The following is a 17,279-nucleotide window of genomic DNA, read 5'->3' on the forward strand; positions in this document are numbered from 1 at the left end:
GACATACCCTAGAATCAATTGCATGACGATTAATCAAATCGAAAAGCGATTTAAGTAATCGTATGCTGTGCCTCAATGCGCTGGGGCGTGCACCGACGCGCCCGCTCCATTCGGGACCACAGACATGACCAACGGCATCACCCTGCTAGACGCGTTGACCCAGGCACTGGGCCAGGACGCCATTCTTCATTCCGAAGCCGACACCGCCGGCTACACCGAGGACTGGCGCGGCCGGTACAAGGGCCCGGCGCTGTGCGTGGCCCTGCCCGGCAGTACGCAGCAGGTGTCGGACATCGTGCGCCTGTGCAACCTGCACGGCACGCCGTTGCTGCCGCAAGGCGGCAACACCAGTCTGTGCGGCGGCGCGGTCCCGGCGGCGGACGGCACCCCGCCCGTCATCGTGAACCTGTCCCGCATGCGCAGGATCCGCGGCATCGACGCGGCGAACAACTCCATGCAGGTCGAAGCCGGCTGCGTGCTGGCCACGATCCAGGAAGCCGCCGCCGCGAGCGGCCGTCTCTATCCGATCAGCCTGGGCGCGGAAGGCTCGTGCCAGATCGGCGGCACCATCGCGACCAATGCGGGCGGCACGGGCGTGCTGCGCTACGGCAATACGCGCGACAACATCCTGGGCCTGGAGGTGGTGCTGCCGGACGGCCGCATCTGGAATGGCATGACCGCCCTGCGCAAGAACAACACGGGTTTCGACCTGAAGCACCTGTTCATCGGCGCCGAGGGCACGATGGGCATCGTCACCGCCGCCGTGCTCAAGCTGCATCCGCTGCCCACCGCCCACGCCGTGGCGTGGCTGGCGCCCGACAGTCCGCAGGCCGCGCTGGACATCCTGGGCCGGTTCCAGGATGCCTGCGGCTCGCGCCTGTCGGCCTTCGAGATGATCGACCGCAACCAACTCGACGTCGTGATGGAACACGTGCCCGGCCGCAAGAATCCGCTGGCCGGCGCGCATCCCTGGCACGTGCTGGTCGAACTGTCCGACACCGGCGACGGCGCCGGCCTGCAGGACCTGCTGCAACAGATCCTGGAACAGGCTTCCGAGCAGGGCCTGCTGCACGACGCGGTGGTGGCCAGCAACGACACGCAGCGCGCCGCGCTCTGGGAAGTGCGCCACAGCGTGTCGGAAGGCAACAAGAAGGCGGGCGTCGGCCTGACCACCGACAGCGCGGTGCCCGTGTCCAGCGTCCCGCGCTTCATCGATGAAGCCACCCTCGCCGTGCGCCGCCTGGTGCCAGACCTGCCCGTGCTGATCGTGGCGCATCTGGGCGACGGCAACGTCCATTTCATTCCTTTCTTCACCTTCGCCGCCTGGGATGCGCTGCCCGACCGCGACGCCATGGCCGCCGCCATCCGGCGCGCCGTCAACGACGTGGCCGATGCATTGGGCGGCACGTTCAGCGCCGAACACGGCGTGGGCCGCACGTCGCTGGCCGAGATGGCGCACTACAAGTCCGCCGTCGAACTGGACATGATGCGCGCGCTGAAAGCCACCTTCGATCCCTCCCACCTCTTCAATCCCGGCCGCTTGCTGCCCTGAGCCGTCGTTCCCGATCCGTCGTCTTTGACCCGCAGGAGTCTTCCATGAAATCGACCTCCCACAACGCCTCGCGCCGCAACGCGCTCAAGACCGTCGCCGCCGGCGCCGCCGCGCTGGCCATGCCCATGATCTGGACGCCCTCGCGCGCCGCCTCCAAGCGCATCGTCGTGCGCGACGACGGCGGGATCTACAGCAAGGCGTATGGCGCGGTGTTCTACAAGCCCTTCTCGGAAGCCACCGGCATCCAGGTCGTGGGCGTGCAGGCCAATGCCGAACCCACCGCCCAGATCCGCAGCATGGTGGATACGGGCAACTACACCTGGGACATGGCCAAGATCAGCCAACCCGCCATCCTGATGCTGACCGAAGGCGGCAAGGTGTACCTGGAAAAACACGGCCTGGAGTCCGATCCGGTCGTGGCCACCATCCCCAAGCAATACATGTCGCCCTACGGCGTGGGCAACAACGTCTACACCACGGTGCTGGCTTACCGCACGGACGCCTTCAAGGGCCGCAAGGCCCCGGCCTCGTGGGCCGACTTCTGGAACGTGAAGGACTTTCCGGGGCGCCGCGGCCTGCGCAAGCACCCGTTCGACACCATCGAGCAGGCGCTGATGGCCGACGGCGTGCCGACCGACAAGGTCTATCCGTGCGACATCGACCGCGCGCTGGCCAGCCTGGACAAGATCAAGCCGTCCGTCGACGTGTGGTGGAACACCGGCGCGCAGGTCGAGCAGATGCTGGGCTCGGGCGAGGTGGACATGATCGCCACGTGGGTGTCGCGGGCGCAGTCGGCCGCCGCCAATGGCGCGCCGGTGCAGATCGTGTGGGACCAGAACATCTGGGGCTGCGACAACTGGGCGATCCTGAAGGGCTCGCCCAACGCCGACGCGTGCCGCGAATTCATCAAGTTTGCCTCCGATCCCAAGCGCCAGGCCGCGCTGGTGGAGTTTTTCGCCGCGGGCGTCACGCAGCCCGCCGCGTTCGATTACATCAAGGCCGACGTGGCGCGCAATTGCCCCACGCACCCGGACAACATCAAGAACGGCCTGCACATCAATGCGGCGTACTGGCTGGACAAGCAGCGCGACGTGATCGAGCGCTTCAACGGCTGGGTGCTGAAGTAAGCCTGCAACCCGCGCGCGCACGCTGGGCGGCGCGGGGCCAATTCTCTTTGTGTCGAACACCATGTCTTCTTCCAATCTGCAAATCTCGGGCCTGGGCAAACGCTATGGCGAATTCGTCGCGCTGGCGCCCACGCACCTGGACGTCGCCCGCGGCGAGTTCCTGACCCTGCTCGGTCCCTCCGGGTCCGGCAAGACCACGCTCCTGAGCCTGATCGCCGGCCTGGCCCAGCCCGACGAGGGCCGCGTGCTGATCGACGGCGTCGACGTGACCTACGGCGCCCCCTACGAACGCGATATCGGCATGGTGTTCCAGAACTACGCGCTGTTCCCGCACATGACGATCGAGGAGAACATCGCGTTTCCGCTGAAGATGCGCAAGGTGCCCGCCGCCGAGGCCCGCCGCCGCGCGCTCGAGGCGCTGGAAATGGTGCGGCTGCCCCATGTGGCGGCGCGCCTGCCGCGCGAACTGTCCGGCGGACAGCAGCAGCGCATCGCGCTGGCCCGCTGCATGGTCTACCGGCCCGCGATCATCCTGATGGACGAACCGCTGGGCGCGCTGGACAAGAAGCTGCGCGACCAGATGCAGCTGGAGATCAAGCGCATCCACCGCGAACTGGGCACGACCATCGTCTACGTGACGCATGACCAGGAAGAGGCGATGACGATGTCCGACCGCATCTGCCTGATGAACGGCGGGGCCATCGAGCAACTCGGCACGCCGGCCGACCTGTATTTCCGTCCGCGCACGCTGTTCGTGGCCGACTTCCTGGGCGAATCGAACCTGCTGCAGGGCGTGGTGACGGCGGTCGACGGCGAGACGCTCTCTGTCCAGCTCGCCCATCAGGGCGTGACCGGCCAGGCCTTGTCCAACGGCGCGCCCATCCAGGCAGGCCAGAAGGTCACCGTGATGCTGCGCCCGCAGAACCTGCGCGTCGGCGCGGCCGGCGCCGCGGGCGCCGCGCTGACCGGCAAGCTGCTGGACGTGATGGTGACGGGCAGCCTGACCAAGCTCTACCTGGACACCGGCGCCGCCGATGCCGGCCCGGTCGTCGTGGCCTACCCCACGCAGCGCCAGGCCGAGCACTACGACATCGGGCAGCCGCTGTCGGTGAGCTGGGCGGCCGCGGATGCGGTGGCCATCGCGGAGTGATCCCATGACAACCCTTGCCAAACCCCGTCAACGCATGAGCCCGGGCCGCCGCCACTTCCTGATGGCCGCGCCCCTGGTCCTGCTGCTGGTGGTGCTGCTGATCTACCCCGTGGGCCAGTTGCTGCTGCTGAGCGTCTTTGGCGAACAGGGCTTCAGCCTGGCGCAGTACCAGAAGCTCTTCGCGTCGTCGGTCTACGTGAATGTGCTGCTCATCACGTTGAAGATCTCGCTGTGGACGACGTTCTTTTCCGTGGTGGCGGGGTATCCCGTGGCCTACCTGATCTCCAGCCTGTCGGCCAGGCGCAAGACGTCCCTGCTGTTCTGGGTGCTGCTGTCGTTCTGGACGAGCTTCCTGGTGCGCACCTTTGCGTGGGTCGTGCTGCTGGGCAGGAACGGCGTGGTGAACCAGTTGCTGCAGGCGCTGGGCATCCTGGATGCGCCCGCCAGCCTGCTCTACAACTTCGGCAGCGTGCTGGTGGGCATGGTGCACGCGTTGATGCCGCTGGCGGTGCTGACGATGCTGTCCGTGATGGAGAACATCGACCGCAACCTGCCCCGCGCCGCGTCCACGCTGGGCGCGCGGCCCGGCACGGCGTTCTGGAAGATCTATTTCCCGCTGTCGATGCCCGGCGTGGCCGCCGCGGCGATCATGGTGTTCGTGACCGCCATCGGCTTTTTCATTACGCCCGCGCTGCTGGGCGGACGCAAGGAGACGATGATCACGCAGATCATCATCGACCAGGTCCAGCAGACGCTGAACTGGGAGTTCGCGGGCGCCGTGTCGGTGCTGCTGCTGGTGGTGGTGCTGGTGGTGTTCGCGATCTACGACAAGGTGCTGGGCCTGTCGACGATGGCCGGCGGCGCGTCGACCCGGGTGCGCGCGCCGGGCAGGCAAAGCCTGTCGCGGCGCGCGGGCGAGGCGGTGCTGACCGTGCTGGCCAATGTGTCCGATGCGCTGTTCGCCCTGCTGCCCGCGCGCCTGCGCCGCTCGGTGTCGGGCACGGGCCAGTCGCGCACGCTGTGGTGGATCGTCCTGCTGGTGCTGGCGTTCCTGGCCGCGCCCGCCTTCCTGATGATTCCGCTGTCGTTCGATTCGGGCTCGGGCCTGACGTGGCCGCCCAAGGGCTTTTCGCTGCAGTGGTACGAGCAGATGTTCACCTCGCCCGTCTGGATGCAGGCGATCACGCGGTCGCTGATCGTGGGCGTGGGCACGGGCCTGCTGGCGATGCTGATCGGCACGCCTGCCGCGTTCCTGCTGGTGCGCGCGAACATGCGGGGCAAGTCGGCGATGCTGGCCTTTGTGCTGTCGCCGATCGTGGTGCCGCGCATGATCATCGCGGTGGGCATGTTCTATTTCTTTGCGCGTGTGGGGCTGGTGGGGTCGACCATCGGGCTGATCCTGGCGCACACGGTCGTGGCGGTGCCCTACGTGGTGATCACCATGATGGCGGTGCTGCGCAATTACGACACGCGCCTGGATCTGGCGGCGCAGAGCCTGGGCGCGGGCCCGTGGTCGACGCTGCGCTTTGTGACCTTCCCGATCCTGAGCGCCGGCCTCTTGTCGTCGTTCCTGTTCGCGTTTGCGACCTCGTTCGACGAGCTGACGATCGCGCTGTTCGCTTCGGGCGGGCTGAACGCGACGCTGCCCAAGCAGTTCTGGGACGAAGTCACGCTGCAGATCTCTCCGGTGATCGCCGCGGTTTCGACCTGCCTTTTCATCTTCATTGCCGCGCTGATCTGGCTGGCCGACCGGCTGCGCCGCCGCAGCCTGGCCCACTGATCCGCGCTCGTTTCACCCTCTAGGATTTGCAACATGCTGAACGCAACACAACTGCGCGGAGTCTTCCCCGCCATCCCGACCCCCGTCCACGCCGACGACACGATCCACGTCCCGGCCGCGCAGGCGTTGATCGCCTATCTGCTCAAGCAGGGCATCAATGGCATCGTGCCGCTGGGCGGCACGGGCGAGTATGGCGCGCTGGCCCGCGCGGAACGCATCCGGATGTGCAAGCTGACGGTCGACGCCGTGGCCGGCAGCGTGCCGGTGATTCCGGGCGTGCTGGACCCGGGCTTTCACGATGCGCAGCAGGCGGGCAAGGAGTTCGCGGACGCGGGCGCGGATGCGCTGATGGTGCTGACGCCCTATTACACGACGCCCACGCAGGCGGGCATCCGCGAGTACTTCCTGCGCTATGCGGACGCCTCGCCGCTGCCGGTGATGATCTACGAGATCCCGTACCGCACCCGCATCGCGATCGCGCCGGAGGTGCTGCATGAACTGTCGCGGCACGAAAACATCATCGGGATGAAGGCCTGCAATACCGACATGTACCACTTCCTGCGCACGGTGGCGGGCGTGGATGAGTCGTTTGCGGTGTTGAGCGGAGAGGACACCCTGCTGCCGGTGCATCTGGCGGCCGGCGCGCGGGGCGGAATCGTGGTGACGGCGAGCCTGCTGCCGTCGGCCTGGCGCAAGGTGTACGAGCTGGGTGCTTCGGGGCGCACGCGCGAATCGATGGAACTGCATCGGCGGCTGATTCCGCTGATGAACCTGGCATTTGCGGAAACGAATCCGGGGCCGATGAAGTCGGTCATGGATTTGATCGGCGTGAATGCGCCGGAAGTGCTGGATCCGCTGGTGGCGCCGGCGGATGGGTTGCAGGCGGCCTTGCGGGAAGCGCTGACGCCGTTGCTGCGGGAGTTTGAAGGGGTTTGAGGGGGGTTGAGGTACCTCACCGGGCACCCGTGGATTCAGCTTCCCGGATGCCTGGACGAATGGGGTGAACGGAATGATCGGGGTGATCGGGGTGATCGGGAAGCCCCCGTCACCTCGAATAGCCCGAGAACTTCGATTTCGATATCGACGTGGCCGCCACCTGCACGTGCGGCGCCAGCTCGGCTTCCACGCGTGCCACCGTCCACCGCGTCGTCGGCACGGAAATATTGATCGCCGCCACCGCCCATCCCCGATGATCGATCACCGGCGCGGCAACGGAGATATCGCCCAGCACCGTCTCATTGACGATGACCGCGTAGCCCTTTTCGGCCACGCGCTGCACCCGCTCCTGCAGCTTGTCCGGGTTCACTTCCGTGTACGGCGTGATCGGTTCCAGCCGGGTCTGCGCCAGGATTTCGCGGCGATGCTCCTCGGACAGCCGGGACAGGATCGCCGTGCCCGATGCCGTGAAATACGCCGGCAGGCGGCTACCCACGGCGATGTCCACGTTCACCAGGTGGTGGCCGGGAAAGCGCGCGACAAAAACAATCTCGTGGCCGTCCAGTTCCTGCAGGTTGGTCGTCTCGCCCAGCGTGCGGCTGATGTCCAGCAGATAGGGCGACGCCTTGTCGATCAGTTCGTTCGCGCGCACGTAGTTGTATGAGAACTGCAGCACCTTCGGCGTCAGCCCGTAGTTGCGCGTGTCGGGGATGCGGCGCAGGTACCCCAGGGTTTCCAGCGTGTAGACCAGGCGCTGCGTCGCGCTGCGGTCCAGGCCCGACGCGCGGGCGATGTCGGCCAGGGTCATGTGGCGCTTGGGGCCGTCGAACGCGTGCAGCACCTGGAAGGCTTTTTCGGTGGAGCCTACGAACAGCGACGACCGGGTCTCGGTCGGCGCCTGCGGCGTTTGCGTGTCGTCTGAAGGGGGTGTGCGCACGGGGGCAGCCTATGGAGTGATGATAGGGAGGCGGCGCAAGAATCAGCGCGACACGGCATTTGCCGGGCTCATGTCACGTACTGCGGTCGCGTACTGCGGTCGCGTATTGCGCTCGAATTAATTGTAATTCAATCACTAATAGCAGATTTCAATTACTTTAATCGCCACGCCATCTAGGCATCCGCCAGCGGCACCCCCGGCTGTGAGGCCGAGCGCGAGCCAGGCTGGGGATGGCAGGAGGCGGGGTGATAGGTATGCACCACCGACAGCTTCACGCGGTCGCTGGCATTGCCCTGGGCGGCGTGCAGCGTGCGGCAATGGAAGAACACCACGTCGCCGGGCTGGAGTTCCGGGCAGACCGCGCGCGCAATCCATTCCGCATTCTGCGCCGCGTCGTCGCGGAAGAACTTCTTTTCGTCGAACTGCGCCGGCGTGAAGGCCGCCGCGTGCGAGCCCGGGATGAACGAGAGGCCGCCATTGGCGCGCGTTTCGTTGCCCAGCGCAAGCCAACAGGACACCAGGTCGGTATCGGAAAACGACCAGTAGCGGATGTCCTGATGCCAGCCCGTCAGGCTGCCGTAGGCCGGATGCTTGGTCATCACGCAGTTGTGGTGCACGGTGGACAGCACCGGCGTTTCCTGGAAATAGCGCGACAGCCACTGCGCGATGCGCGGATCGGTGGCCCATTGCGCGAACAGCGGGTCCCGGGCGTAGGCGCCCAGCAGACGGCGCACGGTCAGCCCGCCCTCGGCAGCGCGCGATTCGGGCGCGCCGGGGTAACGCAGGTCGGCTTCGTATTCGATGGGCGCGACGTGGTCGCGCAAGTGGCGTTCAGCGAGGGCGCGCAGCGCGGCGACCTGCTTCTGGCTCGCGAATTGGCGCGCCACGACGAAGCCCTGCTCGCGCAGGACGGCTATCTGTTCATCAGGCAGTAACCTGGACATCTCGATCCTCACAGCCCGCGCCGTATGCGACGCGTCTGCATGCGGGCAGGCGCGCACCGGGCGAGGCGCCGGTCGACGCGGGACGGCTAGATTACCAAAACGCCGGGTCAGGCAGCGGGCGTTTTCCCGGGCTGGCTGGCCGGCGGGTTCAGGCGGGCGGCGTCGCGCTCCTGGACTTCATGGTGCACCCATTCGCGCCACACGGCCACCAGCAGCGCCATCAGCACGGGACCGACGAAGAGCCCGACGATCCCCATGGTCTTCACGCCGCCCACCAGACCGAAGAACGTGGGCAAAAACGGCAGCTTCACGGGGCCGCCCACCAGGCGCGGGCGCAGGGTCTTGTCAACGATGAAGAGTTCGACGCTGCCCCAGACCATCAGCGCGATGCCCGCCACCACGTGGCCGGAGCCCACCAGGTACAGCGAAACCAGGGTGAAGGACAACGGCGCGCCGCCCGGGATCAGGGCCATGAAGCCGGTGACCACGCCCAGCAGGACCGGCGACGGAACCCCCGCGATCCAGTAGGCGACGCCCAGGACCAGCCCCTCGCCCAGGGCGATCAGCCCCATGCCGGTGACGGTGGAATTGATGGTGGCCGGCACCACGCGCGAAAAGCGCTGCCAGCGCGCGGGCAGGATGCGTTCGCCCAGGACGTCCAATTGGGCCACCATGCGGATGCCGTCCTTGTAGACGAAGAACAGCGTGATCAACATGAAGAGGACCGTCAGCAGCAACTGAAAGACGTTGCCCGTGGCGGCCAGCGCCATGCGGTAGATATTGCCCAGGTGTTCGCCACTGACGGCTTCGACCAGCGCGCCCAGCGCGTGGGGCTGGCCGATATAGGATTCCCAGTATTGGGACAGGCGGTCGCCCACCACCGGCAAGGACGAGATCCACGCGGGCACGTCCACCCCGTGGCGGTTGGCCGCGATGGCCCACGCGACGAACGCACTGGCTTCCTTGATGGCATAGGACAGGGCCAGCGACAACGGCACGATCAGCACGACGACGACCACCAGCAACGCCAGCGACGCGGCCACCGCCGTGCGGCCCCCGCATCGGACGACGAGGCGCTGGTAGAGCGGCCAACTGGCCAGGCCGATGATCAGCGCCGCCAGGGCCGGAACCAGGAATCCGCTAAGAAAGTAAACCCCCGCCAACAGCACAAGCAGCAACAGCCAACGGGCGATCAGGTAAGCGGGTAGAACAGGCTGCATAGCGCGATCGACAGTTTAAGGGCGTTGTAGGCTTTGACTGTCGGACTATACAGACGTTTCACCCGATACGAGGGACGCAAGGGCTGTATTTACTACGGGGTTTCCCGTGCTTTTTGCCCATGGCGAAACCGCCGGCCCGCCATGGGGATATCGCGCCAGCGCGTATTTACAGCACGTACTCCGCGGCTTCTTCGCGCGCGGTGCGGCGGCGCGGCGCCATGGCGGGCGCGGCAGGAATCGCGGGGACGTGCGGCTGGGCAGCCATGGGAAGCCCCTGGTTGCGCTGATACACCGCGCAGGACGCCGCGGCCGGATCGGTTTCGTCGCGGCCGCTGAGCAGCGGGCAGCCGGCGAAAAGCTCGGCCACCCAGTCGGTGAAGGCGCGCACCTTGGGCGACAACTGCCGGCTCTGCGGGTACAGCACGGATATGGCCGTGGGGCTGGGCTTCCATTGGGGCAGAACTTCAATCAGTTCGCCCGACTGCAGGTAGGGCAGCGCCATGTAGCGCGCCGTCTGGATGAGACCAAAGCCTTTCAACCCGCAATCCAGGTAGGCGCCGGCTTCGTTCACGGCCACCGTGCCCTTCATGTCCACTTCCTGGTGCTTGCCGTCCACCTTGAAGTCCCAGGCGCAATTGCGGCCGGTGCGGCTGGAGAAATAATGCACCGCATGGTGGTCGCGCAGCGATTCGATCGTCTGCGGCATGCCGTGGCGGGCCACATAGGAGGGCGACGCGCAGGTCACGGTCTGCAGGGTGCCGATGCGGCGGGCGACCAGGCTGGAATCTTCGAGGTCGCCGGCGCGGATCACGCAGTCCACGGCTTCCTGGACCATGTCGACGGGGCGGTCGCCCAGCCCGAGCACCAGTTCGACGTCCGGGTATTTGTCGTGGAAATCACACAATGAGGGGATCAGGATCAGCCGGCCGATGGAGGTCGACACATCGATGCGCAGCCGGCCTTTCAGGCGCAGGGCGGCTTCCTGGAAGCACGCCTCGGTTTCTTCCACGTCGGCCAGGATGCGCACGCAGTGCTGGTAATAGCCCGCGCCGTCGGGCGTGAGGCCGATGCGGCGCGTCGTGCGGTTCAGCAGACGCACGCCCAGCAGGCGTTCGAGGTTCTGGATGATGGTCGTGACGGTGGTGCGCGGAAGCGATAGGCTGTCGGCCGCCCGGGTGAAGCTATTGGCGTCCACGACGCGCACAAACACCTGCATCGCCTGAAAACGGTCCATGGCAAGGGTGTCCTTTGGGCAAATAAGTCGGGGTGAACGCAGCATAACCCGATTCCGGCGCGGATTAGTCATTCTCCACGAATAGTGTTGCCGAGATAGACAGGTTTATCCGTCCGGACAAAACACTCAAAATGCAACCCATCTTGAAGTGCCCTTGCCGCCCGGCGCCATCAAAGGGCATGTCAACCCTCAGACTCCGACCCCGCAGCGACCCGCCCTGATCAGGCGCCCGCCGCCGCCGGATACCCGAACCCGGCCGATGTTGCGCTGCAACATACCCTACCGGCCCCGGATTCTCAGGATTGGCATACCCGTCGCGCCGCCGCCTGCGCCCCAGGCTTTTCGGGCAAGCGCGCTTTCGACCCTGAAAACCACTCAAGGAAACATCATGGTTTCGCGTAATCGTATTGCTGTGCTCGTCGTCTTTGCAGCCGTGCTGGCGGCCGGCGGCGGCTATGCCCTGACCCGCGGCCCCGCGGGCGGAAACGTCGCCATGGCGCAGGGCGCCCCCGCCGCGCCCCCGGTCGAGGTCGCCGAAGTCGTCAACAAGACCATCGTCGACTGGCAGCGCTACTCCGGCCGCCTGGAAGCGATCGACCGCGTCGACATCCGCCCGCTCGTGTCCGGCACGCTGACCGCCGTGCACTTCCAGGACGGCAGCATCGTCAAGAAGGGCGACGTGCTCTTCACCATCGACCCGCGCCCCTACGCGGCCGAGGTGGATCGCGCCGCCGCCGCGCTGACGGCCGCCAAGGCCCGCGCCGCCTACACGGCGTCGGAACTGGCCCGCGGCAAGCGCCTGCTGACCGACAACGCCATCGCCCGCCGCGACTTCGAGGAAAAGCAGAACGCCGCGCGCGAAGCCGCCGCCAACCTGCAGGGCGCGCAGGCCGCGCTGGACTACGCCAAGCTCAACCTGGGCTACACCAGCATCGAGGCGCCGGTCGATGGCCGCGTGTCGCGCGCCGAAGTCACGGTCGGCAACGTGGTCGCCGCCGGCGCCACGTCCGTGCCGCTGACCACGCTGGTGTCGGTGTCCAAGATGTACGCCTCGTTCGACGTGGACGAACAGACGTTCCTGCGCTACGTAAACCCCGCCCGCAACGGCCGCGCCGGTTCGGTGCCGGTGGAACTGGGCCTGGCCAATGAAGACGGCTACTCGCGCACGGGCGTCGTGCAGTCGGTGGACAACCGGCTGGACGCCACCTCCGGCACCATCCGCGTGCGCGCCGAGTTCGACAACGCCGACGGCACGCTGCTGCCGGGCCTCTACGCCCGCATCCGCCTGGGCGGCAGCGAACCGCGCGCGGCCGTGCTGATCGACGAACGCGCCATCGGCACCGACCAGGACAAGCGCTTCGTGCTGGTGCTGGACGACAAGAACCACGCCGTCTACCGCCAGGTGAAGCTGGGCGCCAACCAGGAAGGCCTGCGCGTGGTCGATTCGGGCCTGGCCGCCGGCGAACGCATCGTCGTCAACGGCCTGCAGCGCATCCGTCCCGGCGACGCCGTGACCCCGACCGTCGTCCCCATGGTTGCCGCCAAGCGTAGCCCCGGCAACCCGGTCCAGACCGCCTCGGCACAGAACTGAGCCGACGCGTCTAACGAGAACGTCCATGAATATCTCGAAATTCTTCATCGACCGGCCGATCTTCGCCGGCGTGCTATCCATCCTGGTGCTGCTGGCGGGCCTCCTGGCCATGTTCCAGCTCCCCATCTCCGAATACCCGGAAGTGGTGCCGCCGTCGGTGGTGGTGCGCGCGCAGTATCCGGGCGCCAACCCCAAGGTCATCGCCGAAACCGTCGCCTCGCCGCTGGAAGAGTCCATCAACGGCGTGGAAGACATGCTGTACATGCAGTCGCAGGCCAACAGCGACGGCAACCTGACGCTGACGGTGAACTTCAAGCTGGGCGTGGACCCGGACAAGGCCCAGCAGCTCGTGCAGAACCGCGTGTCGCAGGCGCTGCCGCGCCTGCCGCCGGACGTGCAGCGCCTGGGCGTGACCACGGCCAAGAGCTCGCCCACGCTGACGCTGGTGGTCCACCTGATCTCGCCCAATGACCGCTACGACATCACCTACCTGCGCAACTACGCGATCCTGAACGTGAAGGACCGCCTGGCCCGCATCACGGGCGTAGGCGAAGTGACGGTGTGGGGCTCGGGCAACTACTCCATGCGCGTGTGGCTCGATCCGCAAAAGGTCGCGCAGCGCGGCATGACCGCGTCCGAAGTCGTCGCCGCGATCCGCGAGCAGAACGTGCAGGTGGCGGCGGGCGTGATCGGCGCCTCGCCCACGGCGGGCGACGTGCCGCTGCAACTGAACGTGAACGCGCGCGGCCGCCTGCAGACCGAAGAGGAATTCCGCGACATCATCCTGAAGACCTCGCCGGACGGCGCCGTGACGTACCTGTCCGACGTGGCCCGCGTGGAACTCGATGCCCAGGAATACGGCCTGCGTTCGCTGCTGGACAACAAGCAGGCGGTGGGCATGGGCATCATGCAGTCGCCGGGCGCCAACGCGCTGGACGTGTCCAGCCAGGTGCGCGCCGCCATGGCGGAACTGGCCCAGGACTTCCCGCCGGGCGTGGAATACCGCATCGAATACGATCCCACGCAGTTCGTGCGCTCCAGCATTGAAGCCGTGGTGCATACGCTGCTGGAAGCCATTGCGCTGGTCGTGCTGGTGGTGATCCTGTTCCTGCAGACCTGGCGTGCGTCCATCATCCCGCTGCTGGCGGTGCCCGTGTCCATCGTCGGCACGTTCGCGCTACTGCTGGTGTTCGGCTACTCCATCAACGCGCTGTCCCTGTTCGGCATGGTGCTGGCCATCGGGATCGTGGTGGACGATGCCATCGTGGTGGTCGAAAACGTCGAGCGCAACATCGCGGCCGGGCTCAGTCCACGCGACGCCACGTATCGCGCCATGCGCGAAGTCAGCGGCCCCATCATCGCCATCGCCCTGACGCTGTGCGCCGTGTTCGTGCCGCTCGCCTTCATGACGGGCCTGACGGGCCAGTTCTACAAGCAGTTCGCCATGACCATCGCCATCTCTACGGTTATCTCGGCGTTCAACTCGCTGACCCTGTCGCCCGCGCTGTCGGCCCTGCTGCTCAAGAGCCACCACGACAAGCCTGACTGGCTGACCCGCGGCATGAACCGCGTCTTCGGCCGCTTCTTCAACTGGTTCAACAACATGTTCGGCCGCGCGTCCGAGTCCTACGGCACGGGCGTGGCCAGCGTCATCCGCCGCAAGGCGGGCGCCATGGGCGTGTACGCCGTGCTGGTCGCCGCGACCATCGGCGTGTCCTACCTCGTGCCCGGCGGCTTCGTGCCCGCGCAGGACAAGCAGTACCTGATCGGCTTCACGCAACTGCCCAACGGCGCCTCGCTGGACCGCACCGAAGACGTGATCCGCCGCATGAGCGACATCGCCCTGAAGGAACCCGGCGTGCAGTCCGCCATCGCCTTCCCCGGCCTGTCGATCAACGGCTTCACCAACAGCTCCAGCGCGGGCATCGTGTTCGTCACGTTGAAGCCCTTTGACGAACGCAAGAGCGCGGACCTGTCCGGCAACGCCATCGCCGCGTCGCTGAACCAGAAGTTCGCGGCCATCCAGGACTCGTTCATCGCCGTGTTCCCGCCCCCGCCCGTGATGGGCCTGGGCACGCTGGGCGGCTTCAAGCTCCAGCTCGAAGACCGCGCCGCGCTGGGCTATGCGGAACTGGACAAGGCCAAGCAGGCCTTCCTGGAAAAGGCGCGCCAGACGCCCGAACTCGGCCCCACGTTCTCCAGCTACGAGATCAACGTGCCGCAGCTCGACGTGGACCTGGACCGCGTCAAAGCCAAGCAGCTGGGCGTGCCGGTGACCGAAGTCTTCGACACCATGCAGATCTACCTGGGCTCCATGTACGTCAACGACTTCAACCGCTTCGGCCGGGTGTTCCAGGTCCGCGCGCAGGCCGATGCCCCGTTCCGCGCCCACGCCGACGACATCCTGCAACTGAAGACCCGCAACGCCGCCGGCGACATGGTGCCGCTGTCGTCGCTGGTCACGGTCAAGCAGACGTTCGGCCCGGAAATGGTGGTGCGCTACAACGGCTACACCGCCGCCGACATCAACGGCGGTCCGGCGCCCGGCTACTCGTCCGACCAGGCGCAGGCCGCGGCCGAGCGCGTCGCCGCGGAAACGCTGCCGCGCGGCGTCAAGTTCGAATGGACCGACCTCACGTACCAGCAGATCCTGGCGGGCAACGCCGGCCTGTGGGTGTTCCCGATCAGCGTGCTGCTCGTGTTCCTGGTGCTGGCCGCCCTGTATGAAAGCCTGACCCTCCCGCTCGCCGTGATCCTGATCGTGCCGATGAGCATCCTGGCGGCGCTGACCGGCGTCTATCTCACCGGCAACGACAACAACATCTTCACGCAGATCGGCCTGATGGTGCTGGTGGGGCTGTCGGCGAAGAACGCGATCCTGATCGTGGAATTCGCCCGCGAACTGGAGATGAATGGCCGTACACCGCTGGAAGCCGCCATCGAAGCCAGCCGCCTGCGCCTGCGTCCCATCCTGATGACGTCCATCGCGTTCATCATGGGCGTGGTGCCGCTGGTGCTGTCCTCGGGCGCGGGGTCTGAAATGCGTCATGCGATGGGTGTGGCCGTGTTCTTCGGCATGCTGGGCGTGACCCTGTTCGGCCTGTTCCTGACGCCGGTCTTCTACGTGCTGCTGCGCTCCATCGGCGGCAAGACGCTGCACTCGGCCGCGCCGCATGAAGCGCCCGTGTGCGTGCCCCACGTCGATCCGAACGCGCCGCCCGCCACGCAGCACAACGCCTAGGCCGGCACGCACAAGAAAAGCCAGCGCGTCCCGTCCAGCCGGGCGGGACGCGCGCCAAAGAGAAACGTCATCATGATCAAAAGACTGACCCGAGGATCCGCCCTGCTTGCCATGCTGCTCGTGCTGGCCGGCTGCGCGGTGGGTCCGACCTACGAGCGGCCCTCGGCCGACACCCCCGCGGCCTTCAAGGAAGCCGCCCTGCCCGCGTCCGAAGCCGGCTCCTGGAAGCCCGCCGAGCCGTCCGAAGATGCGCTGCGCGGCGCGTGGTGGAAAGTGTTCAACGACGAAGGCCTGAACCAGCTTGAAGAAGAAGCCCAGCGCGCCAACCAGGACCTGCAGGCCGCCGCCGCCCGGCTGAGCCAGGCCCGCGCCTTGCAGCGCGAAGCCCGGTCCGGCTTCTTCCCCAGCCTGGACGCCGGGTTCGGCCCCAATCGCCAGCGCCCTTCGGCCGTGTCGCAAGGGCTGCCCGACGGCACGTCGACCTCGCCCGTGACCACCTGGCGCGCGCAGGGCACGGTGTCGTACGAGGCCGACCTGTTCGGCCGCGTTGCGTCCACCGTCGACGCCGCCACCGCCGACGCCCAGCAAAGCGAGGCGCTCTACCGCTCCGTGCTGCTGGCCCTGCAGGCCGACGTCGCTACCACCTACTTCCTGGTTCGCGAGCAGGATGCGGAGTCCCGCTTGTACTACCAGACCGTCAAGCTGCGCACGGAAACGCTGCAACTCATCCAGCGCCGCTACGACGCCGGCGACATCAGCGAACTGGACCTGGCGCGCGCCAAGGCTGAACTGGCCTCCGCGCAATCCGAGGCCCTGGGCATCGACCGCCGCCGCGCCACCGCCGAACACGCGCTGGCCGTGCTGCTGGGCCGCGCCCCGTCGGAATTCACCATGCCGCCGCAGCCCATCGAGAAGATCGCGCTGTCCATCCCCGCCGGCCTGCCGTCGACCCTGCTCGAACGCCGCCCCGACATCGCCGCCGCCGAACGCGCCATGGCCGCCGCCAACGCCCGCGTCGGCGCGGCCAAGTCCGCGTTCTTCCCGCGCCTGGACATCACCGGGGCCTTCGGCTACGAGTCTTCGGAACTGGGCAACCTGTTCCAATGGTCGAGCCGCACGTTCCTGTTGGGTCCCCTGGTCGGCGCCGCGCTGTCCATGCCCATCTTCGACGGCGGCCGCCGCCAGGCCGGCCTGGACCGCGCCCGCGCCGTCTACGAAGAAGACGTCGCCGTCTATCGCCAGACCGTCCTCAACGCCTTCCGCGAAGTCGAAGACAACCTCGCCAACCTGCGCATCCTGGCGGACCAGACCAAGGCCCAGGACGCCGCGGTCGAAGCCGCCGCGCGCGCCGCGAAGCTCTCGCACACGCAGTACCGCGAGGGGTCCATCAGCTACCTCGACGTCATCGAAGCGGACCGCAGCGTGCTGCTGCAGCAGCGCGTCGCCGTCCAGCTCAGCGCCGAACAGGCCCGCTCCACCGTCGGCCTGATCCGCGCCATCGGCGGCGGCTGGGACAACCCGGTGCCGCCGGAGAAGGTGGCGGCGAAGTAAGCGGGAAAGCAGGGCA

12 protein-coding genes are annotated in these 17,279 nt (G+C 67.1%); 8 read left to right on the top strand and 4 right to left on the bottom strand.

Going from position 1 to position 17,279, the window contains the following annotated elements:
* Positions 1-124: 124 nt before the first annotated feature.
* The 5 genes from BXA00_RS06500 (at position 125) to dapA (ending at position 6,545) form a co-directional block, all read left to right on the top strand.
* Positions 125-1,552 (top strand): FAD-binding oxidoreductase, encoded by a 1,428-nt coding sequence (locus tag BXA00_RS06500; RefSeq protein WP_076517240.1) that lies wholly within the window; start codon positions 125-127, stop codon positions 1,550-1,552.
* A 44-nt stretch (positions 1,553-1,596) separates the two neighbouring features.
* Entirely contained in the window at positions 1,597-2,679 is a 1,083-nt protein-coding gene (locus tag BXA00_RS06505; protein WP_076517242.1) for an ABC transporter substrate-binding protein, read from the top strand.
* A 61-nt stretch (positions 2,680-2,740) separates the two neighbouring features.
* On the top strand, positions 2,741-3,829 hold the full coding sequence (locus BXA00_RS06510; RefSeq protein WP_076517244.1) for an ABC transporter ATP-binding protein: 1,089 nt from the start codon (positions 2,741-2,743) through the stop codon (positions 3,827-3,829).
* A 4-nt stretch (positions 3,830-3,833) separates the two neighbouring features.
* A complete protein-coding gene (locus BXA00_RS06515) occupies positions 3,834-5,609 on the top strand; it encodes an ABC transporter permease subunit (protein ID WP_076517246.1) in 1,776 nt (591 codons plus the stop codon).
* 33 nt (positions 5,610-5,642) lie between these two features.
* On the top strand, positions 5,643-6,545 hold the full coding sequence (gene dapA, locus BXA00_RS06520; RefSeq protein ID WP_083714197.1) for a 4-hydroxy-tetrahydrodipicolinate synthase: 903 nt from the start codon (positions 5,643-5,645) through the stop codon (positions 6,543-6,545).
* A 109-nt stretch (positions 6,546-6,654) separates the two neighbouring features.
* Here the strand turns inward: dapA and BXA00_RS06525 are convergent, their stop codons facing one another.
* The 4 genes from BXA00_RS06525 to BXA00_RS06540 form a co-directional block, all read right to left on the bottom strand.
* Positions 6,655-7,482 (bottom strand): IclR family transcriptional regulator, encoded by an 828-nt coding sequence (locus BXA00_RS06525; protein ID WP_076517249.1) that lies wholly within the window; start codon positions 7,480-7,482, stop codon positions 6,655-6,657.
* Between the two features lie 173 nt (positions 7,483-7,655).
* On the bottom strand, positions 7,656-8,426 hold the full coding sequence (locus BXA00_RS06530) for a phytanoyl-CoA dioxygenase family protein (protein ID WP_076517250.1): 771 nt from the start codon (positions 8,424-8,426) through the stop codon (positions 7,656-7,658).
* A gap of 107 nt (positions 8,427-8,533) precedes the next feature.
* Positions 8,534-9,646 (bottom strand): AI-2E family transporter, encoded by a 1,113-nt coding sequence (locus BXA00_RS06535; RefSeq protein ID WP_076517251.1) that lies wholly within the window; start codon positions 9,644-9,646, stop codon positions 8,534-8,536.
* Between the two features lie 166 nt (positions 9,647-9,812).
* Entirely contained in the window at positions 9,813-10,880 is a 1,068-nt protein-coding gene (locus tag BXA00_RS06540; protein WP_076517253.1) for a LysR family transcriptional regulator, read from the bottom strand.
* A gap of 388 nt (positions 10,881-11,268) precedes the next feature.
* Here BXA00_RS06540 and BXA00_RS06545 point away from each other — a divergent pair, with 388 nt between their 5' ends.
* From BXA00_RS06545 to BXA00_RS06555, 3 genes are all read left to right on the top strand, one after another.
* Positions 11,269-12,471: an efflux RND transporter periplasmic adaptor subunit gene (locus BXA00_RS06545; protein ID WP_083714198.1), complete on the top strand. Its 1,203-nt coding sequence runs from the start codon at positions 11,269-11,271 to the stop codon at positions 12,469-12,471.
* 25 nt (positions 12,472-12,496) lie between these two features.
* A complete protein-coding gene (locus BXA00_RS06550) occupies positions 12,497-15,712 on the top strand; it encodes an efflux RND transporter permease subunit (RefSeq protein WP_076517256.1) in 3,216 nt (1,071 codons plus the stop codon).
* A gap of 72 nt (positions 15,713-15,784) precedes the next feature.
* Entirely contained in the window at positions 15,785-17,263 is a 1,479-nt protein-coding gene (locus tag BXA00_RS06555; RefSeq protein ID WP_076517258.1) for an efflux transporter outer membrane subunit, read from the top strand.
* Positions 17,264-17,279 lie beyond the last annotated feature (16 nt).

Source organism: Achromobacter sp. MFA1 R4, assembly GCF_900156745.1.
Classification (GTDB): Bacteria; Pseudomonadota; Gammaproteobacteria; order Burkholderiales; family Burkholderiaceae_B; genus Achromobacter.

Excerpts from the sequence above, each read along its gene's own strand:
- BXA00_RS06510 (WP_076517244.1), top strand. The coding sequence starts at position 2,741 with ATGTCTTCTTCCAATCTGCAAATCTCGGGCCTGGGCAAACGCTATGGC.
- dapA (WP_083714197.1), top strand. The coding sequence starts at position 5,643 with ATGCTGAACGCAACACAACTGCGCGGAGTCTTCCCCGCCATCCCGACC.
- BXA00_RS06540 (WP_076517253.1), bottom strand. The coding sequence starts at position 10,880 with ATGGACCGTTTTCAGGCGATGCAGGTGTTTGTGCGCGTCGTGGACGCC.
- BXA00_RS06530 (WP_076517250.1), bottom strand. The coding sequence starts at position 8,426 with ATGTCCAGGTTACTGCCTGATGAACAGATAGCCGTCCTGCGCGAGCAG.
- BXA00_RS06500 (WP_076517240.1), top strand. The coding sequence starts at position 125 with ATGACCAACGGCATCACCCTGCTAGACGCGTTGACCCAGGCACTGGGC.
- BXA00_RS06550 (WP_076517256.1), top strand. The coding sequence starts at position 12,497 with ATGAATATCTCGAAATTCTTCATCGACCGGCCGATCTTCGCCGGCGTG.
- BXA00_RS06555 (WP_076517258.1), top strand. The coding sequence starts at position 15,785 with ATGATCAAAAGACTGACCCGAGGATCCGCCCTGCTTGCCATGCTGCTC.
- BXA00_RS06505 (WP_076517242.1), top strand. The coding sequence starts at position 1,597 with ATGAAATCGACCTCCCACAACGCCTCGCGCCGCAACGCGCTCAAGACC.
- BXA00_RS06515 (WP_076517246.1), top strand. The coding sequence starts at position 3,834 with ATGACAACCCTTGCCAAACCCCGTCAACGCATGAGCCCGGGCCGCCGC.
- BXA00_RS06535 (WP_076517251.1), bottom strand. The coding sequence starts at position 9,646 with ATGCAGCCTGTTCTACCCGCTTACCTGATCGCCCGTTGGCTGTTGCTG.
- BXA00_RS06545 (WP_083714198.1), top strand. The coding sequence starts at position 11,269 with ATGGTTTCGCGTAATCGTATTGCTGTGCTCGTCGTCTTTGCAGCCGTG.